Raw genomic sequence first — 21649 nt, 5'->3', positions numbered from 1 at the left:
TTATTTTACAATTGACAGCAACTCCTTCCGGTTTGGCGGGTATAATCAGCATAAGAATATTTGAGGGGGACGGGAATGATGGGGAAGATACGTAAGCTGGCGGTTTCCACTCTTGGACTGATGATTATCTCAGGAGGAACTTTGCTGTATGCTGCTGCGGGCAAAACGGATCTCTCTGTATACATAAATAACGTGCTTCAAAAGCAGCCGGGGATATCATCGGAAGGCCAGACCTATGTGCCGCTGGACCAGCTTCCTGACAATATGCATGCGATCCTGTCTCTGGATGAGTCGGCGGGGACGGTCCATATCTATAAGCCCAATGTGAACACGGTGCTGCTTGATGAAAAGGGTACTATTTTCGGCAAAGTAAGAACCTCGTCCAGCAGCACGTTCTACACACTGGTGCAGGTGGATCAGCTGAAAACGGATATTTCCGATTTGAAAATCACAATTACTGACCCGGCCGGCCAAACGGATACCGTGGACAATCAGCAGATTACGGAGAAGAAGGAGAGCTTCTGGTTCAAGTCGGCGGCGTATAATTACACCTTCACGGAGAAGGGCAGCTATACGATTCAAGTCTATTTGAAAGACGCTGCATCCAAGAAATGGTTCATCGTTTCCGAACTGCAGATATCGACCACTTAAGGTCATCATCATGAAGTAGGAGCGGGGAATATGGCAAAAACACGAAACAGCGGAGCGCCCCAATATAAGTCGTTTGGTCTTGTGCTGCAGGCATTAGTGATTCTCGCGAAAAAAGGAAGTACCTGTTCCAGCTGCGAAATCGCCGAATTGCTGTCGTCTAAAGCCACACTATTGAGGCGCATTATGGCTAATCTGACCCGTGAGCGGATTCTGGTGACCCGCGAGGCTATTCGGGCATGCCTGCTGAGAAGCTGAAGGATATTGCGCTGATAGACGGCGGGCTAATCTCCATGCAGCTTATGCTGGCAGCCAAGGCGCGAGGTTATGATACCGTACCTATGGGCGGATTCGTTCACGACAGCTTCAAGGCGCTGTTCGGGATTACAGAGCGTTATGTGCCGGTGATGCTTATTGCGCTGGGCAAGGCAGCGGTAGAGGGTCGGCCGACAGCCAGACTTCCGCTGGAAGCTGTTGCGCAATGGAACGCTTTTCAGGCCTAATTCTGAAGGATTAAGCTTCACACTATATTACTGTACCTGCTGTCTTCTGAAGAAACGGATGCCGCCCCAAGGGCCGGTGCCCGTTTCTTCTTGTTTGCAGAGCTTTCTGCTACACTGTAGGTATGCAAGACCCTGAACTTCATTAAGACAGACCATAACAGCCTTTAGGAGGAGATCACATTGATTACAGTATATCCTGCAGAGTCTGCACACCGGTTCGATCACGGCTGGCTGAAGGGCAGTCATGTCTTCTCGTTTGGCGATTTCTATGATCCTGACAATACAGCCTTCGGCCCGATGCGGGTCTGCAACGACGATACCATCTCTCCGGGAAGAGGTTTTGGTGCCCACCCGCACAGTGATATGGAGATCGTCTCCATTGTGCTGTCCGGCGTGCTGCTCCATGAGGATAACCTGGGCAATGTGGCGGAGACTTCTTTTGGCGGCATTCAGCGGATGTCAGCCGGAACGGGAGCCATTCATACGGAGCATAACCCTTCTGACAGCGAGCCGGTGCGGCTGCTGCAGCTGTGGTTCATGCCGAGTACCCGGGGAACGGCCCCTTCCTATGCGACAGGCCGCTTCGATCCGGCGAAGCTGGATGGAAGACTGCTTCCGGTAGTGGCAGCTGAAGCTTCGCCGGAGGTCGCCGGCATTGCCCAGGATATGACCATTTATCTGGGCAGAGCGCAGGCTGGCGGATTGCTTGATTTCCGGCAGGAGCCGGGCCGGCGTATCTTCATCTACTTAATCGGAGGACAAATTACGCTGAACGGGGAAGCTGTGCTGAAGCCGGGGGATTCTGCCCGGATTGAAGGGGTGAGCCATTTGGAGCTGCAGGCAGACGAGGATATGCTTGTCATGCTGATTGATCTGCCTTAAATAAGGCTTAAACCTAAATGTGGAGGAGGAATCCTTGATGGCAGAGCAGGAAAGAGTACTGGTAAAGCATTCCGTAACAGGGCGTATGCTGATCAGCAGTACAGAGGGCATAGGCTATACCTTTGATGAGCAGGGCGGGCTAACCGTGATTACCCTAACCGGAGTTCCGGCTGACAAGGGTGCGGCAGTTGCTGAACTCAAGGCTGAGCTGAATGTATTCCGTTTCGAGGAACCGGCTGGCGGGCCGGTGATTAAGCACTGGTATTATGTAGGTGAGCATCCTGTAGTATATGATGCGGCCACGGGCCGTCTGACGATAGCTGTGCAATCCGAGATCGAATACCGGCCGGACCAATACTGGGAATAGAGCTGCAAAGACATCAATCTAACTCTCTAACGCTTCGCGTGAGGTTGATGTCTGTTGCTTGCTGGATTTTGCTGAAAAAAGCTGAAAATGGGACAAAAGATATTGACAACATGTCCTGAAAGGTCTAGCTTTGTTATGAAACGTAACATGTACATAAAGTGGAGACAGGAGAAATGAATCTAATGGAATTGTTTGCGGCAATGGAGCGGGACGACTACGAGGAAGTGCTGTTTTGTCAGGATAAGGCCTCAGGCTTGAAGGCAATCATTGCTATTCATGACACAACACTGGGTCCCGCACTGGGTGGAACGAGAATGTGGACCTATGCTACAGAGGAAGAGGCGGTTGTGGACGCGCTTCGGCTGGCCAAAGGCATGACGTATAAGAATGCGGTTGCCGGGCTGAATCTGGGCGGCGGTAAGACGGTGATTATAGGCGATCCCAAAAAAGATAAAAATGAGGCGATGTTCCGCGCCTTCGGCAGATACATACAGGGCTTGAACGGCCGTTATATTACAGCCGAGGATGTAGGCACTACGGAAGAGGATATGGACATCATCCATCAGGAGACGGATTTCGTCACCGGGATCTCCGCTACCTACGGTTCATCCGGCAATCCTTCACCGGCTACAGCTTTCGGGGTATATCAGGGCATGAAGGCAGCGGCGAAGGCTGCATTCGGCAGTGATTCACTGACAGGCAGAACCGTCGCCGTGCAGGGTGTCGGCAATGTATCCTTCACACTGTGCAAATATCTTCACGAAGAAGGCGCCCGCCTGATCGTCACAGATATCAATAAAGAGGCTGTCAGCCGTGCGGTAGAGGCTTATGGTGCTACAGCGGTGGATCCGAATGAGATTATTAAGGCGGATTGTGATATCTATGCGCCATGTGCGCTTGGAGCCACGATTAATGATGAGTCCCTGCCGCTGCTGAGAGCCAAGGTTGTGGCAGGAGCCGCTAACAATCAGCTTAAAGAACCGCGCCACGGGGATGCCCTGCATGAGATGGGGATTGTCTATGCCCCTGACTATGTAATTAATGCCGGCGGCGTAATCAATATCGCCGACGAGCTGAACGGGTACCACAAGGAACGGGCATTCAAGCAAATCGCCAAAATCTACGACAGCATTACCCGCGTGCTGGAAATCTCCCAGCTGAGCGGGATTCCGGCTTATGTCGCAGCGGATCGTCTCGCAGAGGAGCGGATCTCCCTGCTGCGTAACAGCCGCAGTACCTTCCTTCGCAACGGGCAGCACGCCCTTAGCAGAAGATAAGAATAACCAGCCTGGACAGGAGCGGTGATCCAATCACCTGCATACCTCCGGCATTGCTGAATCTGTTAATCGCACGGCCCTGTTCTCCCGCTAACCAGCGGTGGGCAGGGCCGTCTTTTTGTAGCGCAGATGATTCGACAAAAGTTTGCTATTTCATACAGAATAGTGAGAAATGTAGCAGTGAGCGGCATGGAAAATAAGGAAAATAGAACCAGGAAAGATCTTGCAGGATTGAAAGGTGGATACACATGTCAGCGGTGAATATGAATGCGGCAATGAATTACGGAAGCAGGGAATCCTTTTTTGACGGGACACTTATCGAGTATATTGGCTGGTGCCTGGCGGGCTGGCTGATTACAGTCTGCACCCTCGGAATTTGCTATCCTTGGTCTGTGGTGATGATCTACCGCTGGAAGGTGGAGCATACCGTAGTTAACGGGCAGCGTCTGCGGTTTGACGGCAGTGCAGTAAGCTTGTTCGGACAATGGATCAAGTGGTTCCTGCTGTCGGTAATAACGCTGGGGATCTACAGCTTCTGGGTCATGATCAAGCTGGAGCAGTGGAGAACGAAGAATACCCATTTCCAATAATCCGCCGCATGATTTAATACGTTTTATAGGCAAAGAGCCATCGTCCGTAACCGGATGATGGCTCTTTGCTGGTGTACTTAGAGTCAGGGCAGGCCTGCGAGGCTGATTCGCAGAGCTTTATTGCACCTTTTGCGGCTCCGGGTAGGTTACGCCGAGTGTATCAACCGTAACCTTCTTCATTACCGGCGGCTGTTCGGGCCGGTCATTAGCATCACGCGGCAGATTGACAATAGCCTGTACCGTTTCCAGTCCTTCGGTAACCTTGCCGAAAGCGGCATAGTCCCCGTCGAGACTCGGATATGCAGCGGTCATAATGAAGAACTGTGAACCCGCCGTATCCATTTCCCGGCTTCTGGCCATAGACAGAACGCCTTCCGTATGCAGCAGATTGTTAGTGAAGCCGTTGTTCAAGAACTCTCCGGCGATGCTATAGCCCGGACCGCCCATCCCTGTACCGTCAGGGTCGCCGCCCTGAATCATGAAGCCGGGAATAACCCGGTGGAAGATCGTTCCGTCATAGAAGCCCTTCTGGATCAGCGAAATGAAGTTGTTGACCGTGCCCGGGGCAACCTCGGGATACAGCTCGGCCTTGATGATGGCGCCGTTATCCATTTCAATGGTAACCACCGGATGGCTGGCAGTTGCAGAAGGTACGCCTTCTGTAGCTGCAGCAGCATTATTGTTTACAGGCTTGTTGCCGCAGCCCGCCAGAATCACGAGCATCAGACACATCACCGCAAGCAGGATGACGGGTTTTCTTGTAGTAAGCATCAGTCACAATCTCTCCTTTTATCTTTGAATAATCTGGTACAGTCACCCTTGTATCATACCTTCTTTGTCCCGCTTCTTGCAAAGCCTGCCCCTTGGGCCGGGATTGGCACATTCTCCAAAGAGGGGTAGAATGGGGGGATGTGCTTCCAAGAACCACTGAAAGGATGTGTGCAGCATGAATTTTTCATGGAAACGGAACCTAATCGTGCTCTGGGTAGGGGTTTTCTTTTGCAGTACGGCATATTCGATCTCGATTCCGTTCCTCTCCATTTTTCTTAGCGACCAGTTAGGTGTTACAAGCCATTTGGAGATCTGGTCGGGGGTCAGCTTCGGCATTACGTTTCTGGCCAGCGCGCTAATCTCGCCTTATTGGGGTTCACTTGCCGACAAATACGGCCGCAAGCCGATGCTTATCCGTTCGGGCTTCAGCCTGGCGGCCCTATATCTGATTAATTTCTTCGTGCATGATCCTTATGTATTCTTAGTCGTGCGTATCCTGCAGGGACTGCTCGCAGGGTTCGTTCCGGCAGCAATTGCTATGGTAGCGACCAACACACCGGAGGATAAGACTGGCTATGCGCTTAGCATCATGTCTACAGCCGGAGCCACCGGCAGTATCATCGGGCCGCTCATCGGCGGTGTAGTCAGCTATTATTCCAGCAATCGCATTGCGTTCCTGTTCTCGGCTGTTATTGTGCTGGTCTCCGCGCTGATCGCCACCTTCTTCGCCAAGGAAGAGAACTTCGACCGTTCAGCCCCGCGTTCCAGGGTACGGGATGATATCCGGGAAGCCGGCCAGAACCGGGCATTTATCACCCTGCTTCTGCTGGCGGGCATCAGTACCTTCTCCGTCATGATTCTGGAGCCACTGCTGCCGATCTATCTGCTGGACATGGGGATTTCGCGCAGCAGCGCCTCGCTTAGCTCCGGAATCGTTTTCTCTGCAGTCGGCATCGCTACCGTAATTATGGCACCGCAGTGGGGAAGAATCGGCAGCCGCAAAGGCTATGGCTTTATTCTCTTCATCGGGCTAATCGGTGGAGGCATCGGGAATATTCTGCAGTATTTTGTATCAGGTTATGTAGAGTTTGCTATTCTTCGGTTTGCCTACGGCTTGTTCTATGCCGGTGTGCTTCCTTCCGTGAACGCGATGATAGTCCAGGTTATTGAACCGGGATTTCGCGGGCGGGCCTTCGGGCTGAATCAGGCGGCCAGCCAGCTGGCAACGATGGCGGGCCCGATTATCGGCGGTCTGCTCGGAGCCTTCCTGCCGATCCGCTGGGTATTTGTCATTAACGGCATCATGCTGCTTGTAGCAGCTGTGCTCGTGAAGACACACAAGCTGGAATCGAAGGTGAATGCTGCCCACGCAGGAATCCAGGTGACACCCTGAGAATTAACTGCCGCCGTTTGTTTTCTTGTGAAGATCTTTGACGGCGGCCAGCGTTGTTCCTTCAGGAACAGGGAGCAGTGCGCTTTTGGAGATGCCGATGAGCTGGGAGCTGTATATGCCGCTGTGTCCGGAGAACAAATAGCTGATTACGCAGGCGATGAACATATATACCGCTCCGCCGGAACCGAACAGTTCAATGCCCATAATGAAGCAGGCAAGCGGTGTATTGGTTGCTCCGCAGAAGACGGCGATGAACCCGAGCGAAGCCAGAAAAGGTCCATAGAGATGAAGCAAGCCGGCCAGACTGTTCCCCAGCGTGGCTCCGATGGCAAATAGCGGCGTCACTTCACCGCCCTGGAATCCGGTCCCCAAGGTGAAGGCTGTGAAGATGAGCTTCCATAGAAAGGCGAAAGGATGTACGTCTGCTTCGAAGGAGCTGCTGATCAGCGGGATGCCCAGACCGAGATAATCTCTGGTACCTGCAATATAGACCAAGGCGATAATGATCAGTCCGCCGATGGCGCTTTTGAGCATAGGATTACGGATAATGGCTGTGAAGCTCCGCTTCAGATAATGGGTGAGCTCGCTGAACAGCAGGCTGACCAGACCGAATACAATAGAGGCCGCGATGACCTTGACCAGCACCAGCGCGTCCATGCCGGGAAAGACATCCACCTTATAGTGGATATGGTGAACGTCCCACAAGCGGGAAGCCACTAGGTCGCCGGTGAAGCTGGCAACAAAACAGGGCAGCAGTGCCTTGTGGCTGATCAGGCCTATGGCGATAACCTCCAGACCGAAGACTGTCCCAGCCAGCGGAGTCCCGAAGATCGAGCCGAAGCCGCCGCTGATTCCGCACATCAGCAGTATTTTCCGGTCAAGCGGATTGATTCGGATCCATCTTCCAAGCGCATCGGCCAGACTGCCGCCCATCTGCACTGCCGTTCCTTCACGTCCGGCAGAACCGCCGAAGAGATGAGTAATCAGGGTCCCAATAAGGACCAGAGGCGCCATTCGTAGCGGAATGGCTTCATTCCCCTGCTGAATCTGCTCCAGAATCAGATTGTTCCCCTTTGCGCTATTCTTGCCGAACCGCATATACATACCGCTTACCAGAGCGCCCCCCACAGGCAGCAGGAACAGTAGCCAGCCATGCTCCACCCGGACCTTGGTTACGGCATCCAGGCTTTTCAGGAAAATAGCCGAGGCACTCCCCGACAATAGTCCAACCCATCCTCCCAGCACCACCCATTTCACAAATGTACTCCAAAGAGCGAGCTGGCTCTGCCGCGCTGCAAGCTCCACCCACCGTGCATACTTCCTCTTCATCCTGCTATGCCCCCGTATCCCTAGTCTATTCCCTGAAAATAAACAGACTCCTACCAGCGAGTAGTCACTGGTAGGAGTCATTAGTCCCGAAGGACGGTTATGGCGAACTCCATCGCCGTATTGAATGCAATTATAGTAAGGTTATTTCGTTCAAAAGTCAATACAGTTCTGCCGCTTATTCCTCTTCGCCGCTCGAGCCGTTCAGCACATCGGTACCGGGCATAGCATCGGGGTCCGGGGAGACCGGGTCAATGGGGCTTTCGGGATCAAGATCGTCGGCATCCGGAATATCCTCCAGCGGAAGCTCTTCCTCTTCCTCCAGCAGCTCCTCCTCCTCCGCATAATCAATTACATTGCCGGTCAGGCCTGCCGCGCCGGCAGCGTACAGTGCATCCGATTCCAGGAGCTCGTCCCGTTCCGGCGCCGGAGTCCCTGCCTGTGGGGGAGTCCGGTCCGCCCGCGGGCCCAGCCCGGAATCGGGCACATTCAGTCCGATGTCGGCAGCCAGAATATTATCGCCGACCAGTGCCGGATCTGAACCGTCGTCCACTACACCGTCGAAATCTATGGGTGTGAAATTAGCGGGATCATGGCTGGCCAGAGCAGATTCAAGCGGCCGGTTCCCGGCAGTGTCCACTTCGTCGCTTGGACTTTGTTCGGTAATCGTACCGAGCGGACGCAATTCTTCCAGCGGAATATCCTGTTCCGGGGAAACGCCGCCCATTTTGGTATAACGCTCGTACGCAAAGTCGGCTTCGGTCTTATTGAATTCATTGCCCATTGCTGTTCAGCTCCCTTTATTTTAAGTCTGCCCCTCTTTGGGGACAGCATGATTAACCGCCGCTTTCTGATCCTTGTCGGGAAGTGCGCCGGGATAGGTTGCTTCCTGGAACAGTCCGGAGTCTTCATCAATATCCCGCTCGGTAATCAGGTCCTCACGGTCTTGTTCTTCACCATCAGCGGGTTTCTTATGAGTGTCCATCGCGAGCCTCCTTTACCTTTACCTATAGTAATTGTATACCCTTTAAACCGGCGGCGAATCTATTCGGCAGCCAGGCAGGTAGCCATCTGCTTAATATATTCAATCCTCCCGTGGAATAACCACATTTAGCGTGTAAATATAAGAATGCATAAGCTTCACAAGCTAACTTAGCTTCTATTTTTCGAGGTTTTTTGCAGGATAAGGCAGGTATAGTGCGAACGTTGTCGAAAATAAGAATCATATGAACTACATAAATACAACTAAGGATTCACTGGGGTGCCACAATGAAGTTGCCTTCAACTAAAACAGCAGCCGCACTAATTATGCTGCTGCTCGTAATTTCCATAATCCTGGTTGGCATTGCCATGGAATGGGGCGGACATAAAGAAGTAGCCTTACCGGCATGGCAGCTTAAATGGGAACATGCAGCTATACATGATATCCAGGAGGCGATGGCTGCTCCTTCCGGGGAGTGGAGGACCGTGCAGGCGCGGGCAGACAAGCCGCAACCGCCTGCAGAAGCGGATTCAGTCTGGCTGCGGTTTTCTTTGCCGCAGACAGAGGCGAATTCAGCACTCCTGATCGACAAAGTATACGGCGACAGCCTTAAGGCATATATAGACCACCGGCTCATCTATGATTCCAGTGAGGTGATCAATTACAGCGGCAACAAGGTGCTGATTCCGCTATCCGGGGAGGACAGTGCCAAGCAGCTGTATCTATGGAGTGCCGGCGGCGGCAGAGATTTCGGCATCGGGGGTAAGGTCAGGGTAGGCAGCTACGACAAGCTGCTGTCCTTCTATGTGAAGCAGGATCTGGTGGATATTGTCATTGGAGCGGCGCTGATATTTATGGGCGGAGCGCTGATGATCTGTCTGTTCTTCCTTAAACCGGAATTTTTCACAGGCGGATTTTTTCTGATTCTGGTCATTATATCTTTTGGTGTGCTGCTGATTACGTATTCCCCGTTTCTGCGGCTGATCGTGAACAGCCAGGAGCGGCTTACGGGAATCTGCTTCGATCTGGCGCTCTTCACACTTTTGCCGGCGTTTACGATCTACTTTGAACAATTATTTGGACCCGGCAAGCGGGGATATACCACCCGGCTGCGCAATGTTCAGCTGGCTTACTCCTTGTTCTGCCTGGGGGCGCTTGCTCTGAATGCTGTGCTCTCTTTCCGGCTCGACTATCTGTACTCCTTCCTGACCATCAATGTTACAGGTGTGCTGATTATGGCGCAGTTTGTTTATTTGCTGTATATGTCGCTGACTTATGCCCTCAGAGGCAATAAAGATGCTGTGATTTTCTCGGTGGGGTTCTCTGTCTTTGCCTTCCTGTCCCTGAGTGAGCTGCTGATCTATTATTTCTCTTCGGAGAGGTATCATCTGTATTGGTGGAAATGGGGAATGGTTCTGTTCGTTATTTCCCTGATTGTTATTCTGGGAAGACGGTTTGCGGGGAGTCATGAGCAGGCTTTGGAATACTCCAGGGAACTGGAGAAGTTCAATAATGATCTTCAGCGGTCGGAGAAAATGGAGATTATCAGTGAACTCGCGGCCTCGGTTGCCCATGAGGTACGGAATCCTCTGCAGGTAACCCGCGGTTTCCTGCAGATTCTGGGAGAACGCTCCGCACAGAAGGAGAAGGAGTATCTGCAGATGGCCATGGAGGAGCTGGACAGAGCCTCGGTCATCATTACAGACTTTTTGACGTTCGCTAAACCTGGTATGGATACGGTAGATGTATTTGAAGTCTCCGGAGAGCTAAAGCATGTGTCAGGTATTCTGGTGCCCCTCGCCAATCTGCAGGGTGGAGCCATTGAACTGCATCTGCAGGAGGATCTTCAAGTCTCGGGCAGCCCGGCCAAATTCAAGCAAGCGTTCATTAACCTGATCAAGAATAGCATTGAGTCCTTGCAGGAGGAAGGCCTGATTGTAGTAACTGCTTGGAAGACAGGCGGACATGTGGTCATCAGTGTGCAGGATAACGGCGAAGGCATGAAGGTCAGTGAGCTGGCCCGGCTCGGTGAACCGTATTATTCTAATAAGAAGAAGGGAACGGGGCTTGGCCTCATGGTTACTTTCCGGATTATTGAAGCGATGAATGGTTCCATAGAGTTTCAGAGCAGGAAGAATGAGGGGACAGAGGTTATTGTTAAATTACCAGCTAGCGGAAATAATTAGGAATTATTTTTGTTTATCCCGTTTTTTTGAAGGGATGGGCGGAGGGTGAAGCGAAATACTAACATTAACAGAACTTTGTTTCTGAAACTTTCTTCTGAGGTGTTTGCATGTCTTTGATGTTCAAAAGTTTACATATATCGTTGGTGCTGTTTCTGCTCTCAGTAGCCTGTGGGCCGTTTCTGGTGTCCGCGCAAAGTTACTATCCTGCCAGCGAGATCAGCCATTGGCAGATGAAGTGGCAGGAGGGGCCGGGAGACAGCGGGCGTAAGATTCCTCTGACGGACACGGAGGGATGGATGGAGATCGAAGCGAGGACTGACATGCCTCAGCTGCCTTCCGGGGTATCCTCCGCCTGGACGAAGATAACACTGCCCTCATATAGCTATGCAGCCCCTTCTGTCTATATTGATGCGATCTATGCCCTGCATGTCAGAGTGTATGTAGAAGAACGGCTGATTTTCGAGAGTGACCGCAACTTTATCAAGGATAATTATTCACTGCTTGTGCCTCTGGATATGAGGGACAACGGCAAAATAATGTATATTTGGACGGAAACCCTGAAGGACCGGATCGGAATCAAGGATAAGATCGTGGTCGGTGAGCATAGTGTTCTGATTAAGGATTATATTAAAAATGGACTTATCGATGTGATCCTGGGCGGCGCCTTTGTGTTCGTGGCGGTGGTCCTGTTTGTTTGCTCATTTTATCTGAACAAGGAGTACTTCCCGGTAGCAGCTTCTTTAGCCATAGTGATAGCCTCCACCGGAGTGCTGTCTATTACCTACTCTCCGTTTACATATACCTTCTACAGTTATCTGGGACCGGTCAGCGTGGTGTTCTTTGACGTGGCACTGTTGTCGCTGTTGCCTTCACTGACCTTTTTGTTTGAGAAAATATTCGGCGGTGGCAAATTTGGCATCATCCGCTCGTTCCGCAAATTCGAGTCCTGCTACTCCCTTTTTTGCATCCTCTGTCTGATTGTTAATACGCTCTCCGGCGACAGGATTATAGAATTCTACTATTTTGTCTCGACTAAGATTCTTGGGATCATCATGATCCTGCAATTCATTCTGCTAATCGCCTGTGTGATCATATTCTCCCTGAAGCGTAATAAGGATGCCATCATTTTTGCCATTGGTTTCGGTACTGCGGCATTAACCGGGGTCTCGGAGCTGGTCTGGTATTATGTTAAGGGCGGAAATTATGACCTGTTCTACTGGAAATGGGCGCTGGTTGTATTCATTCTGTCGCTGATCGTCATCCTGGGCCGGCGGCTGGCACAGAACCATCAGCAGGTGGTGAAATATTCGCGTGAGCTGGAGCTGTTCAACAATGAACTGCAGCGTTCGGAGAAAATGGAGATTATCAGCGAGCTTGCGGCGTCTGTAGCCCATGAGGTGCGCAACCCGCTTCAGGTCACCCGGGGGTTCCTCCAGCTGCTCAGCGAGAAGTCGAATGGCGATGAGCGGAGATATCTGTTCATGGCACTCAGTGAACTGGACCGTGCAGCGAGTATTATCACGGATTTCCTGACCTTTGCCAAACCGGAGTTTGAGCAGGTTTCCCTGCTTAACGTGAACGATGAATTCAAGCATATCCAGAGCATACTCTTGCCGCTGTGCCATTTAAATGGAGGCAAAATGATTCTGGATGTTGAGGATTGCTTATGGGTTAAGGGCAACTCGTCCAAATTCAAGCAGGCGCTGATCAATATTATCAAGAATAGCATCGAATCACTGGGAGAAGACGGCGCGATCCACCTGCGGGCCTATGGTAAAGGGGATAAAGTATATATTCATATTAAGGATAACGGGGTGGGAATGGAGCCTGCGGTCCTCAGCCGGCTGGGTGAACCGTATTTCTCTTCCAACAAAACAAAAGGTACGGGTCTTGGACTGATGGTTACCTTCCGTATTATCGAGGCGATGGAGGGTGAAATCCGCTTCATGAGCAAAAAAGGAGCCGGAACCGAATCCATCACCATTCTGCCGCGTGCAGAAGGTCCGGATGATTCCAACTCCCTATTAGCTTAATTTCATTAATGAAAGTTACCAGATGCCGAGCGCAGAGACATTAGTCTTCATCATTCCGGAAGCCGGACTCGGAGGAATAACGAGATAGAACTCATTGGAGCCTTCCTCTACTGTCTTCAGTGTAATGTTATCAGGAAGGGTAATGCCGAGCACTTCTTTGAGGGCTGCTTTCGGATCTGTGAGTAGTCTCTGTTTGAAACTTGGATCTTCCCAGGCCTTCTGAATCACTTGATTCTTAAGAATTGCGTCTGACAATACAATCACCCTTTCAAAATGGTTATATTTTCCTGATAAGCATAACATAGGCCAATCTATAATTCTATTGCTTTTTGTATATTTTATAAAATATTCATATTTTTGGTTAACCAATAATTGAGCCCTCCGCTTTGCAATAATTGCTTCTCGGCTTCGATCGCTGCGGCCATATGCTGCAGGTTCTTCACCAGCACCTGATGGAAGGATAGCAGATGGGGAAGCTCCAGCGTGAAGGCTTCAAGTGTGCTGTGATTAACCAGAGCTGTCCCTGCATACGTAGCAAGTCCGCCTGTTGTAAAAATAAAATCCTTCACCGATGATTTAGTGAGCGGTACTCCGTCATCCTCCCCATAGCAGCGTGCCAGAGATAGCAGGCAATTGTAATTTCCCTCCTCCAAATCCTGTTCCCAATCCTCATAGTCGTCAAGCATCTGCAAGGTCAGCAGTACGCCATGAATCATCTCCTCGGCTTCGGTTATCAGGTGGGCTTGGTCTGAGAGCAGCAGTGCCGCCGTGCTGGTAAGCTTAAGCGGACTGGCTTTATGGGAGATACGGAGGCGATCCCTCAGGAAATAATCTCCGCCGGCTTCACCGCTTACACTGTTTGCCCACTCCGAGATATAACGGCCAAAGTATGACCAGAACGGGGAATCTGCCGGGAACAACGGACGGTAAATATTCAGAAACTCGACATAGAGCAGATTGGCCAGCGGCAGTGCCTGTGCAGCGGAGAGCTCATTACTGTCCATCAGATCATCCTGGAGGAAAAAGTAGAGCATAAAGAAGACATTGCCGACCGACATTTGACGGGTCAGGGGGATACTCAGGCCGCATCTGTCTTGCAGCCAGAAGGGGAGAAGATAACATATGTAATTTTTGTGGCTTCCTGCCCTAAATACGTTAAACTGATCAAGATAGGCCAGGCCTTGAGCATTAAGCGGTTCGGGAAACGCTGAGATAACCGTGCAGCTCTCCTGAAAAACCAGGCGGAGCTCGTCCTCGTAATCATGAAGCCAATCCATGGGCTTGTCTCCTGTCAACAATGTATTGTTCTTCTACTATTAGGAAAAAAGTGGGTATTTGTCATGATTATAGTCCTAGATTCAGCCTATTTCAATCCAATTTTGGAAATGAGGTCTCTGGGGTTCTAACGGACTATTTAAATGGAGAGATTCCAGACCGGGAGAAGGCTGGAACAACGGAATAACATTATGTGAGCACTGCAGAAAGGAAGAAGTTAAGCATGGATATTATCAGGTTCGGACTGGTGGGCGGAGGCTGGCGGGCTGAATTCTATCTGCGGATCGCCAGGGCACTTCCGGAGCGCTTTGCCGTAGGGGCAATGTACGTCCGGAATAAGGATAAAGCGGAAGCATTGAAGAGAATCTGGGGAGTAGAAGTATATACTTCCATCGATACGTTTATAGAAGCAGGCGGCTATTCCTTTGCAGTCATCTGTCTGAAGCGGGAGATCAGTAAAGACTACATTATTAGACTGGCGGCGGAAGGAATTCCGCTCCTGGCGGAAACCCCGCCGGCGCCGGATCTGGAACAGCTCACTCAGCTATGGAATGCGCTGGACCGTTCAGCCGTTATCCAGATAGCCGAGCAGTACATGTTCCAGCCGATGCATGCAGCCCGGATCAGGCTGGCCCGCTCAGGACGCCTCGGGACAATCAGTCAGGCACAGGTGTCAGCGGCCCATGGATATCACGGGATCAGCCTGATCCGGCAACTGCTGGATCTCCGCTTCGAGAATGTGAATATCCGTGCACAGCGTTTCGGTTCTTCAATTATTAACGGCCCGCAGCGCAGCGGGCCTCCGGTTGCCGAGGAGCTGGTGCAGACCGAGCAAACGCTGGCTACCCTCGATTTCGGCGGCAAGCTGGGGGTCTATGATTTCACCCGTGACCAGTATTTCTCCTGGATTCGCGCTGGCCGCGTGCTCGTCCGTGGGGAACGTGGAGAGATGATGAACGATGAGATGTCCTGGCTGCAGAGCTATGACACTCCAGTCTACAGCCAGCTGCGCCGGATCGATGCCGGCCACGGCGGGAACCTGGAGGGCTTATATCTCAGGGGAATTATGGGGGACGGGGAGTGGCTGTACCGCAATCCCTTTATTCCTGCCCGGCTAACGGAAGAAGAAATTGCTATCGCGGAGAGTCTGTACAGAATGCAGCGGCATGTAGAGGGAGGCCCTTCCTTCTACAGCCTGGCCGAAGGCAGCCAGGATCAGTATCTGGCGCTGCTGATGGAGCAGGCAGCGGCAAGCGGGGAGACCGTCATTTCAACTACTCAGCCTTGGGCGGCGGAGTGACCAACTGGCGGGTGGCGGATGGAAGAGCGGAGCAGGGAGTATCAGTATCAGGGAAGTGACGGATGTAGTGAAAAAACGAGTCCCTATCCACAAAAGTGGATAGGGACTCGTCTGCTTAGAGATACTAAAGGGTTGGGTACCGCAACCGCAATGCAGTACAACTTCGCTCAGAATTCCTGCACGAAATACAACATTCTTCGAGATATAGAACCCTTAACCGGAAATTGTCTCATTCTTACAACATTTTTTTTGCGCTTACCTGTTCTGATCACACCAAGCGAGTGTATAGTCCTGGGACTAACTCTATTATTGTACTTCAGCTTCACTGAGCCTGGTTGCAAGCGCAACATACTCTCCGCGCAGGCGGACTAGCTTCGACACACTTTGCTCCAGGCCGCCGAGCCGGTTGCGCCGGGTCCATAGCTGCCGGTAATGATGAAGCAGGAGGTCCAGATCATGGATCAGCTCCTGAACGAGTGTCGCATCAATCTGCGGCGTTGCCCCGGCCATTTGTTTCTTAAGCCGGGTCAGCTGCACGGCATGCTTCACGAAGTGAACCCCGTTGCTTAGCTCTTCTGCGACAAGACCGGCATCATCGCATTCCAGGGCGAGCCCTTCAAGCTTGGCTTCTATGCCGGCGATGTAATGCTCAAGCTGCTGAAGCTGCTCTCCGGTCAGCTTCTCTGCCAGATGCACATGATCCAGACTGCTGCGCAGCAGCATGGACATTTCCGTATCATTCGGGCGGAGGGTTCCGGATTCGAAGGTGTAGTAATTACCGAGATCGAGCAGTAATTGCCCGATGGCTCCGGAGCGGTCATGGAAGATGGATGTGTTCAGGTATCCGGCAACATCCGCTTCAAGATTGCCCTCCACATTCCAGGCCAGTGCAGCCCCGTATACGAATCCGGCGTAGCTGACCGGCAGATGCTGCCAGTGGCCGAAATCGCCCCAATCTGTAATCAGGTAGCCGATTGCACCATTACGTTTGCCGTGGACTGCCGCACTGCGCAGATTAGCCAGCATATTGTCGGTCCGTCCGGTAAGTGAATTCCAGGAGCTGGTTCCCGGACAGACATAGAACGGAATCTCTGCTTCACGGAATTTCAGGGTATCCGCTTCGAAAGGATGAGCGGCGCTATAGCCCCATTCCATGGCGATAATATCCTTCGGCAGGCGGGGAATCAGCTCCGGATGCTGGATAATGATATCACCCCAGAACTGCATGGTTTTACCGCGCTCCGTAACGAGCCCGTGGATTTTCTCCAGGAAAGAGAGATAGAGCTCGCCTTTACCTTCGGGGTCGGCCTTCGCTTTGCTTTTGCCAAGCCCCAGTTCATAGGTCTCGTCACATCCGACATTGAATAGCTGCGAATGGAAGTAAGGAAGAAGGTCATCATACATTGCGCCCAGAAGCTTCAGTACTTGCGGATCTTCCGTATCGAAGGTTCCGGGATGCATAAACAGCCCATTGGGATACAGATCACTGTCATACATATGATCAGGGAGCATGAAGCCTTCGGGAATTTCGGCCAGACTATTGAATTCAGGACGGGTCAGCCAGCCCTCCATGTGGCCGAAGCTGTTCTGGTTAGGCACCAGCTCAATATATCGCTCACGGCAGTAGGCATCCAGCAGCAGAATTTCCTCACCGGTAATGGGCGTTTCCAGCTCCCAGACCTGCGGGAAAGACTCATAGGCAAATGGAACTCCTTCTATATATAGCTGTAACTGATTCAGCTTCAGATCGGACATCAGATCAATGATCCGGTACAGGGTCTCCAGCTTGGGGATTTTGTTGCGGCTGATATCGATCATGAGTCCTCTGGCGGCAAAATCCGGCTGATCACGGATAACCAGCTGGGGAATACTTCTGCCATACTGCTCCAGCAGCTGCTTCAGCGTTCCGACCGCATAATAAGCGCCCTCCGGGGAGCCATAGGCAACGGTGATTCCGTGTTCATCAATGTGAATCTCGTAGGCTCCGGCCGTCAGCAGGGCATTATAGCTGAAGGTAAAGGCGGAAACAGTGGAGGGGCGTATCCCCACCGACAGAGACAGACGGAGCTGAACCGCCTGTAAAGTAATCTGTTGAAGCTTGCGGGCTGCCGGGAGTGCGGTTTGATTCCTCTCACCGGCCAGAACAATACTCCCCCTGGCCGGAAGGAGAAACAGGCCCTGGGATACTGAGACCTGCTGGGGGTAAGGGAGCAGCTGTAAATTACGGATTTCAGGCATAGCGTGGACACCTCTTATTCATGTAGAATATGATCATCTTCATAACAACCATATCACTCCTAAACAGGTGGAGGAATGCAATGTATGCCCAAGCTCATGGATTATATGATCAGTCCCTATCCGATCCGGATTATCGATCCTAAGGTGGAAGCTTCCAGGCTCCGGCTGAAGTCGGTACGGATAGGGCAAGCGGGTCATCTGCCGGGAAGAACGCTTTTTCGTTCAGGTGTGGTGTTCGAGCACTGGGCACTAGTATACATAGTTTCGGGAGGCGGTTCGTATAGTGAGAACGGAGGCAAGGAGCAGCAGGTCCGCGAAGGGAGCCTGTTCTTTTTCCGTCCCGGTTGCAGCTACAGTTTTGGACCGCCTTCAGGAGGGTATTGGGATGAATACTATATTAATTTCGCCGGAAGCCGTGTCACGGAATGGCTGGAGACTGGAATGATAGCCGGAGGGGCTGTCTGTCAGGCGAATGCGGTACAGGGACTTACGGCCTTGTTTGAAGAAGTTCTGGGGCTAATGGACGGCGGGGCTCCCGGAGATGCGGACCGGGCGGCCTTGAAACTCGAAGAGATGCTGCTGGAATGTTCACTGTGTATCCAGGGCAATAACCGGCTCCAGCAGGCAGAACCTATGTCTCATATCCGCGAAGCGCTGAATGCATGCATCTATGAGGAGCCTGATCTGCTTGGAATCGCTGCAGGTCTGCACATCTCCATGTCCACACTCCGCCGTACGGTTCGCAGAAGCAGCGGTTACCCCTTGCATGAATATATCCACCGCCTCAAAATGGCAGAAGCCAAACATCTTCTGCTCAACACTCCCCTGCAGGTGCAGGAAATCGCGGCGATGCTTCATTATAGAGATTCCTTCTATTTCTCAAGGTTGTTTAAGAAGTATATGGGCATTTCTCCGCAGAACTGCCGCAACAACATATAAAAACCGACATAATTCTACTTTATTTTTGGATATATGTCGTAATTTGCAGATTATTGTTGACATGCGGAAAAAGACAGTGATATGATTTAGTATATATTAGCAGTTTTTTGAATAGTTCTTCTAGACTATGCCGGAGATGAAGCCATGAGAGAATATTACTGCATCAGTTGCCGCAGTCTCCATAAGGTGGACGCAAGAAATCATACCTTACGTATTCTGTCCACCGGGTATCATATCGTTGGCGAACAGCGTTACCAGATTTGCATATGCAATAGCGCCAAGCAACAAATAACCTTGCCGGCGGTGACTGATTAGACTGCAGACGACAGAATGACCATGACGGTAGTGAATATTATATAAGCAACAGCCTGTCCCTCCAGGGAGACAGGCTGTTCGTCTTGTGCAGGAAATTATTGATTGACCATGAATTCGCTTTTATTTCGAATTATGGATATAACTGAGTGCGATTTTGTAAAAAAAGTTATTTAACATGCTTTTTATTTTAAAAGTAAACGCTGTCATAAAAAACGAAACTTGTTATTGTGATTTTTCTCATGTATGATGCTTTTAAACATAGCTTAGAATAAGCTCGAATTTTCCACAAACTGGAGAATAGGGTGGTGGGATGAAAATTAAAGTAACAGCTGAAGACAGAATGATCGCATTTTACAGAACCATTTCTTTGTCCCTCACATCGTTTATGTTCCTCATGGTTCCTGCGGGGCCTTCCGTAATATACAAATCCCTACTAATCATTGTGCTATTCTTATTTGCTCAAGTATTCACTTTCTATTACCGGAGGCTTCGTGCAAGACTGCGTATTCTTAAGCTCGTTATCGGCATAGAGCTGACGGGAATCATTGTACTGACGCTATTTACAGGGGGGTATGACAGCCCGTTTAAGCTGTATGTGCTGAGTCCCGTCCTGATTGCTGCAGGAACGCTATCATTCTATTTTGTATGGAGCCTGCTTCTCGGGTATTTCGGCATCGTTGCCGCGCTATGTTATTTTCTCCCCGGTTCTTCTGGGAAATCTTTCTCCGAAATCGTGCTTGCGAACGGCAACATGTTTCTAGCCCTGGCTCTTGCGGTTATAGTTATGCAAATGGTTAATGGGATAAAGCGGCAACGGGAGGAAGCAAACGCGCGGACCAACGATACCATGGAACATATCAAGTCGCTGTATCACATCGTGGAAACATCGAGCCAGCATGATTTCATGAACATCGGCCAAGTCATTACCGACTACGTTGTAAAGCTTACCAAGCTGGAGAAGGCCTTGTTCTGGTTCGCGAAGAAGAGCGGGGAACCCGCTCCGCAGAGCCGGCAGACGGGCTGGCAGCATGAGGAAGAACGGTTTCTGTTCATGGAGCTGGAGAAGCATGAGCATGAATGGAGGCTGCAGCGGGAACCGGTATTCAAGAGTCTGCCGGGTCTTGGAGATTTCCTGCTGATGCCGGTAAGGATGAGCACACGTTTCGTCGGGATGATCGGTGTTAGGCTGGAATCCTCCGAAGGGCTGGAGGGCCGCAGATGGTATATCCAGCAGCTGATGTTCCTGTCAGAGCTGAGTGCGATTATTCTTGAGCGGCATGAGCTGGGCGTGATCGAGAACCGGCTGATCATCACGAACGAACAGAACCGGATAGCCGATGAAATGCATGACAGTGTATCGCAGAGTCTTTTTGGCATTGTATATGCTACGCATTCCCTGAAGCAGTCGTGGCGCAAAATGTCCGAAGGCGAGCTGGAGGAGCAAATTGAGCTGATCCACGATTCAGCCACCAAGGTGGCCAAGGAACTCAGGATCACCATCTACAGCCTCAGCTCCAAGAAGAGCGGCGGCCCCAGCTGGCTTGGCATGGTCCGTTCACATCTTAAGAGCCTGTCCCGGCTCAATGATGTGGAAATTGAACTAAAAATAACGGGGGATGATTTCAGTCTCCCTTATCCTTACCACAAGGCGCTCTTCCGGATTATCTCCGAAGCGACAGGCAACGCCATACGTCATGGTGCGGCCAGCCGGGTGGATGTTGAATTGTCCCTTAAGCCCAAATGGATCAGACTATCGATTATCGACGATGGCGTCGGATTCGATACGGACTTGATCTGGACCGAGTCTGAGGATAACACCGGCGGACTGGGAATGAAGAATATGCAATATTTGGCACAGTCCCTTGGCGGTGACTTCCAGTTGACCAGCAGTGAGAATGCAGGAACCAGAATTTTGATCTCCATCCCTGTCGGTGTGGCTGAACTGAAAAATGCATAAACTTTAGGCAGGAGGTCGTTCAAGTGAAAATCGTCATTGTTGATGATCACCCTTTGGTGAGAAGAGGATTGGCTGCTGTGATTTCAATGCAGTCTAATCTGGAGTTTGCCGGTGAGGCTACGAATGGCCAGGAAGCTCTTCTCGTTATAGAAGAGATACAGCCTGATCTTGTGCTGATTGACCTGAAGCTGGCCGATGAATCGGGTCTGGACATTATCAAAGCAGCACGTATCCGCGGAATTGTCAGCAAGTTCATTCTGCTTACGTCCTCCGCCAGCCGGGAAGATTTCCTGAAGGCGGAAGAAGTGCTGGTAGACGGCTACGTGCTGAAGGAAGCTTTGCCGGAGGAATTGCTGTTTGCGATTCAATTGGTGCACAAAGGCAGAAAGTATTATGATCCCGGCCTGATGGAAGACAAGATGCGGATGAGCGGCAACAGTCCAACGGATGAATTGACACCGAAGGAGAAGGAAGTGTTGATTGAGCTTGGACAGGGGGCCTGCAACCGGGAGATCGCTTCCCGCTTGTTCATCAGTGAATTCACAGTCAAGAAGCATGTCAGCCAGATTCTGGCGAAGCTTCAGGTAGCGGACCGGACGCAGGCGGCATTATATGCCAATGCGGTTGGGCTTACCAAATACGAGATGTCGTACGACTAAGGTTACCT

The 21649-nt window shown here is 51.3% G+C and carries 21 protein-coding genes and 1 riboswitch; of the genes, 14 read left to right on the top strand and 7 right to left on the bottom strand.

Features of this window, described 5'->3' with window-relative positions; translation table 11 throughout:
* The first annotated feature begins 75 nt into the window (after positions 1 to 75).
* The 7 genes from MKZ24_RS32760 (at position 76) to MKZ24_RS32730 (ending at position 4267) form a co-directional block, all read left to right on the top strand.
* Positions 76 to 651, top strand: a complete 576-nt coding sequence (locus MKZ24_RS32760; RefSeq protein ID WP_156122949.1) for a hypothetical protein — start codon at positions 76 to 78, stop codon at positions 649 to 651.
* A 30-nt stretch (positions 652 to 681) separates the two neighbouring features.
* Positions 682 to 906 (top strand): hypothetical protein, encoded by a 225-nt coding sequence (locus MKZ24_RS32755; RefSeq protein ID WP_340789986.1) that lies wholly within the window; start codon positions 682 to 684, stop codon positions 904 to 906.
* Positions 888 to 1151 (top strand): nitroreductase family protein, encoded by a 264-nt coding sequence (locus tag MKZ24_RS32750; protein WP_042232846.1) that lies wholly within the window; start codon positions 888 to 890, stop codon positions 1149 to 1151. Before MKZ24_RS32755 ends, MKZ24_RS32750 begins: the two co-directional genes overlap by 19 nt.
* A 180-nt stretch (positions 1152 to 1331) precedes the next feature.
* Positions 1332 to 2033: a pirin family protein gene (locus MKZ24_RS32745; protein WP_340789983.1), complete on the top strand. Its 702-nt coding sequence runs from the start codon at positions 1332 to 1334 to the stop codon at positions 2031 to 2033.
* Between the two features lie 37 nt (positions 2034 to 2070).
* Positions 2071 to 2400: a hypothetical protein gene (locus MKZ24_RS32740; protein ID WP_042232848.1), complete on the top strand. Its 330-nt coding sequence runs from the start codon at positions 2071 to 2073 to the stop codon at positions 2398 to 2400.
* 182 nt (positions 2401 to 2582) lie between these two features.
* Positions 2583 to 3677, top strand: coding sequence for a Leu/Phe/Val dehydrogenase (locus tag MKZ24_RS32735; protein ID WP_340790265.1), 1095 nt, complete (start codon positions 2583 to 2585; stop codon positions 3675 to 3677).
* Positions 3678 to 3925: 248 nt separating this feature from the next.
* Positions 3926 to 4267, top strand: coding sequence for a DUF898 family protein (locus tag MKZ24_RS32730; RefSeq protein ID WP_340789982.1), 342 nt, complete (start codon positions 3926 to 3928; stop codon positions 4265 to 4267).
* 117 nt (positions 4268 to 4384) lie between these two features.
* Here MKZ24_RS32730 and MKZ24_RS32725 read toward each other — a convergent pair whose 3' ends face one another.
* The gene (locus MKZ24_RS32725) at positions 4385 to 5038 is read right to left on the bottom strand and encodes a peptidylprolyl isomerase (RefSeq protein WP_340789981.1); all 654 of its coding nucleotides are present in this window, start codon (positions 5036 to 5038) and stop codon (positions 4385 to 4387) included.
* Positions 5039 to 5213: 175 nt separating this feature from the next.
* Between MKZ24_RS32725 and MKZ24_RS32720 the strand changes: the two genes are divergently transcribed.
* The gene (locus MKZ24_RS32720) at positions 5214 to 6431 is read left to right on the top strand and encodes an MFS transporter (RefSeq protein ID WP_042232852.1); all 1218 of its coding nucleotides are present in this window, start codon (positions 5214 to 5216) and stop codon (positions 6429 to 6431) included.
* 3 nt (positions 6432 to 6434) lie between these two features.
* Here the strand turns inward: MKZ24_RS32720 and MKZ24_RS32715 are convergent, their stop codons facing one another.
* From MKZ24_RS32715 to MKZ24_RS32705, 3 genes are all read right to left on the bottom strand, one after another.
* Entirely contained in the window at positions 6435 to 7760 is a 1326-nt protein-coding gene (locus MKZ24_RS32715; RefSeq protein WP_340789980.1) for a voltage-gated chloride channel family protein, read from the bottom strand.
* 64 nt (positions 7761 to 7824) lie between these two features.
* Positions 7825 to 7886, bottom strand: a riboswitch (Fluoride riboswitch).
* 49 nt (positions 7887 to 7935) lie between these two features.
* The gene (locus tag MKZ24_RS32710; RefSeq protein ID WP_052415996.1) at positions 7936 to 8541 is read right to left on the bottom strand and encodes a hypothetical protein; all 606 of its coding nucleotides are present in this window, start codon (positions 8539 to 8541) and stop codon (positions 7936 to 7938) included.
* A 21-nt stretch (positions 8542 to 8562) separates the two neighbouring features.
* Entirely contained in the window at positions 8563 to 8742 is a 180-nt protein-coding gene (locus MKZ24_RS32705; protein ID WP_042232854.1) for a hypothetical protein, read from the bottom strand.
* A 284-nt stretch (positions 8743 to 9026) separates the two neighbouring features.
* Between MKZ24_RS32705 and MKZ24_RS32700 the strand changes: the two genes are divergently transcribed.
* Together MKZ24_RS32700 and MKZ24_RS32695 are read left to right on the top strand one after the other, a co-directional pair.
* Positions 9027 to 10925, top strand: coding sequence for an ATP-binding protein (locus tag MKZ24_RS32700; RefSeq protein ID WP_340789978.1), 1899 nt, complete (start codon positions 9027 to 9029; stop codon positions 10923 to 10925).
* 116 nt (positions 10926 to 11041) lie between these two features.
* Entirely contained in the window at positions 11042 to 12958 is a 1917-nt protein-coding gene (locus MKZ24_RS32695; RefSeq protein WP_340789977.1) for a HAMP domain-containing sensor histidine kinase, read from the top strand.
* Between the two features lie 15 nt (positions 12959 to 12973).
* On the opposite strand, the gene MKZ24_RS32690 is transcribed toward MKZ24_RS32695, so the two are convergent.
* Complete coding sequence (locus MKZ24_RS32690; RefSeq protein ID WP_039302970.1) at positions 12974 to 13213, bottom strand: NHLP leader peptide family RiPP precursor; 240 nt, start codon at positions 13211 to 13213, stop codon at positions 12974 to 12976.
* An 83-nt stretch (positions 13214 to 13296) separates the two neighbouring features.
* Positions 13297 to 14235: a hypothetical protein gene (locus MKZ24_RS32685; protein ID WP_340789975.1), complete on the bottom strand. Its 939-nt coding sequence runs from the start codon at positions 14233 to 14235 to the stop codon at positions 13297 to 13299.
* A gap of 221 nt (positions 14236 to 14456) precedes the next feature.
* Between MKZ24_RS32685 and MKZ24_RS32680 the strand changes: the two genes are divergently transcribed.
* Positions 14457 to 15533: a Gfo/Idh/MocA family protein gene (locus tag MKZ24_RS32680; RefSeq protein ID WP_340789974.1), complete on the top strand. Its 1077-nt coding sequence runs from the start codon at positions 14457 to 14459 to the stop codon at positions 15531 to 15533.
* A 306-nt stretch (positions 15534 to 15839) separates the two neighbouring features.
* On the opposite strand, the gene MKZ24_RS32675 is transcribed toward MKZ24_RS32680, so the two are convergent.
* On the bottom strand, positions 15840 to 17771 hold the full coding sequence (locus tag MKZ24_RS32675; RefSeq protein WP_340789972.1) for a beta-N-acetylhexosaminidase: 1932 nt from the start codon (positions 17769 to 17771) through the stop codon (positions 15840 to 15842).
* Positions 17772 to 17855: 84 nt separating this feature from the next.
* Here MKZ24_RS32675 and MKZ24_RS32670 point away from each other — a divergent pair, with 84 nt between their 5' ends.
* The 3 genes from MKZ24_RS32670 to MKZ24_RS32660 all read left to right on the top strand — a co-directional run bounded on the left by MKZ24_RS32670 (position 17856) and on the right by MKZ24_RS32660 (position 21641).
* A complete protein-coding gene (locus MKZ24_RS32670; RefSeq protein WP_340789970.1) occupies positions 17856 to 18710 on the top strand; it encodes a helix-turn-helix domain-containing protein in 855 nt (284 codons plus the stop codon).
* A 625-nt stretch (positions 18711 to 19335) separates the two neighbouring features.
* Positions 19336 to 20982, top strand: a complete 1647-nt coding sequence (locus MKZ24_RS32665; protein WP_042232860.1) for a sensor histidine kinase — start codon at positions 19336 to 19338, stop codon at positions 20980 to 20982.
* Positions 20983 to 21005: 23 nt separating this feature from the next.
* Positions 21006 to 21641, top strand: a complete 636-nt coding sequence (locus MKZ24_RS32660; protein ID WP_042210777.1) for a response regulator — start codon at positions 21006 to 21008, stop codon at positions 21639 to 21641.
* Positions 21642 to 21649 lie beyond the last annotated feature (8 nt).

This window comes from Paenibacillus sp. FSL R7-0297, from assembly GCF_038009025.1.
Classification (GTDB): Bacteria; Bacillota; Bacilli; order Paenibacillales; family Paenibacillaceae; genus Paenibacillus_AQ.
The sequence above is the reverse complement of the archived record's forward strand: the minus strand, read 5'-3'. Positions and strand labels throughout refer to the sequence as shown.

Coding starts and splice junctions, on each gene's coding strand:
- MKZ24_RS32760 (WP_156122949.1), top strand. CDS start 76: ATGATGGGGAAGATACGTAAGCTGGCGGTTTCCACTCTTGGACTGATG.
- MKZ24_RS32755 (WP_340789986.1), top strand. CDS start 682: ATGGCAAAAACACGAAACAGCGGAGCGCCCCAATATAAGTCGTTTGGT.
- MKZ24_RS32750 (WP_042232846.1), top strand. CDS start 888: ATGCCTGCTGAGAAGCTGAAGGATATTGCGCTGATAGACGGCGGGCTA.
- MKZ24_RS32740 (WP_042232848.1), top strand. CDS start 2,071: ATGGCAGAGCAGGAAAGAGTACTGGTAAAGCATTCCGTAACAGGGCGT.
- MKZ24_RS32735 (WP_340790265.1), top strand. CDS start 2,583: ATGGAATTGTTTGCGGCAATGGAGCGGGACGACTACGAGGAAGTGCTG.
- MKZ24_RS32730 (WP_340789982.1), top strand. CDS start 3,926: ATGTCAGCGGTGAATATGAATGCGGCAATGAATTACGGAAGCAGGGAA.
- MKZ24_RS32725 (WP_340789981.1), bottom strand. CDS start 5,038: ATGCTTACTACAAGAAAACCCGTCATCCTGCTTGCGGTGATGTGTCTG.
- MKZ24_RS32720 (WP_042232852.1), top strand. CDS start 5,214: ATGAATTTTTCATGGAAACGGAACCTAATCGTGCTCTGGGTAGGGGTT.
- MKZ24_RS32715 (WP_340789980.1), bottom strand. CDS start 7,760: ATGAAGAGGAAGTATGCACGGTGGGTGGAGCTTGCAGCGCGGCAGAGC.
- MKZ24_RS32710 (WP_052415996.1), bottom strand. CDS start 8,541: ATGGGCAATGAATTCAATAAGACCGAAGCCGACTTTGCGTACGAGCGT.
- MKZ24_RS32705 (WP_042232854.1), bottom strand. CDS start 8,742: ATGGACACTCATAAGAAACCCGCTGATGGTGAAGAACAAGACCGTGAG.
- MKZ24_RS32700 (WP_340789978.1), top strand. CDS start 9,027: ATGAAGTTGCCTTCAACTAAAACAGCAGCCGCACTAATTATGCTGCTG.
- MKZ24_RS32695 (WP_340789977.1), top strand. CDS start 11,042: ATGTTCAAAAGTTTACATATATCGTTGGTGCTGTTTCTGCTCTCAGTA.
- MKZ24_RS32685 (WP_340789975.1), bottom strand. CDS start 14,235: ATGGATTGGCTTCATGATTACGAGGACGAGCTCCGCCTGGTTTTTCAG.
- MKZ24_RS32680 (WP_340789974.1), top strand. CDS start 14,457: ATGGATATTATCAGGTTCGGACTGGTGGGCGGAGGCTGGCGGGCTGAA.
- MKZ24_RS32675 (WP_340789972.1), bottom strand. CDS start 17,771: ATGCCTGAAATCCGTAATTTACAGCTGCTCCCTTACCCCCAGCAGGTC.
- MKZ24_RS32670 (WP_340789970.1), top strand. CDS start 17,856: ATGCCCAAGCTCATGGATTATATGATCAGTCCCTATCCGATCCGGATT.
- MKZ24_RS32665 (WP_042232860.1), top strand. CDS start 19,336: ATGAAAATTAAAGTAACAGCTGAAGACAGAATGATCGCATTTTACAGA.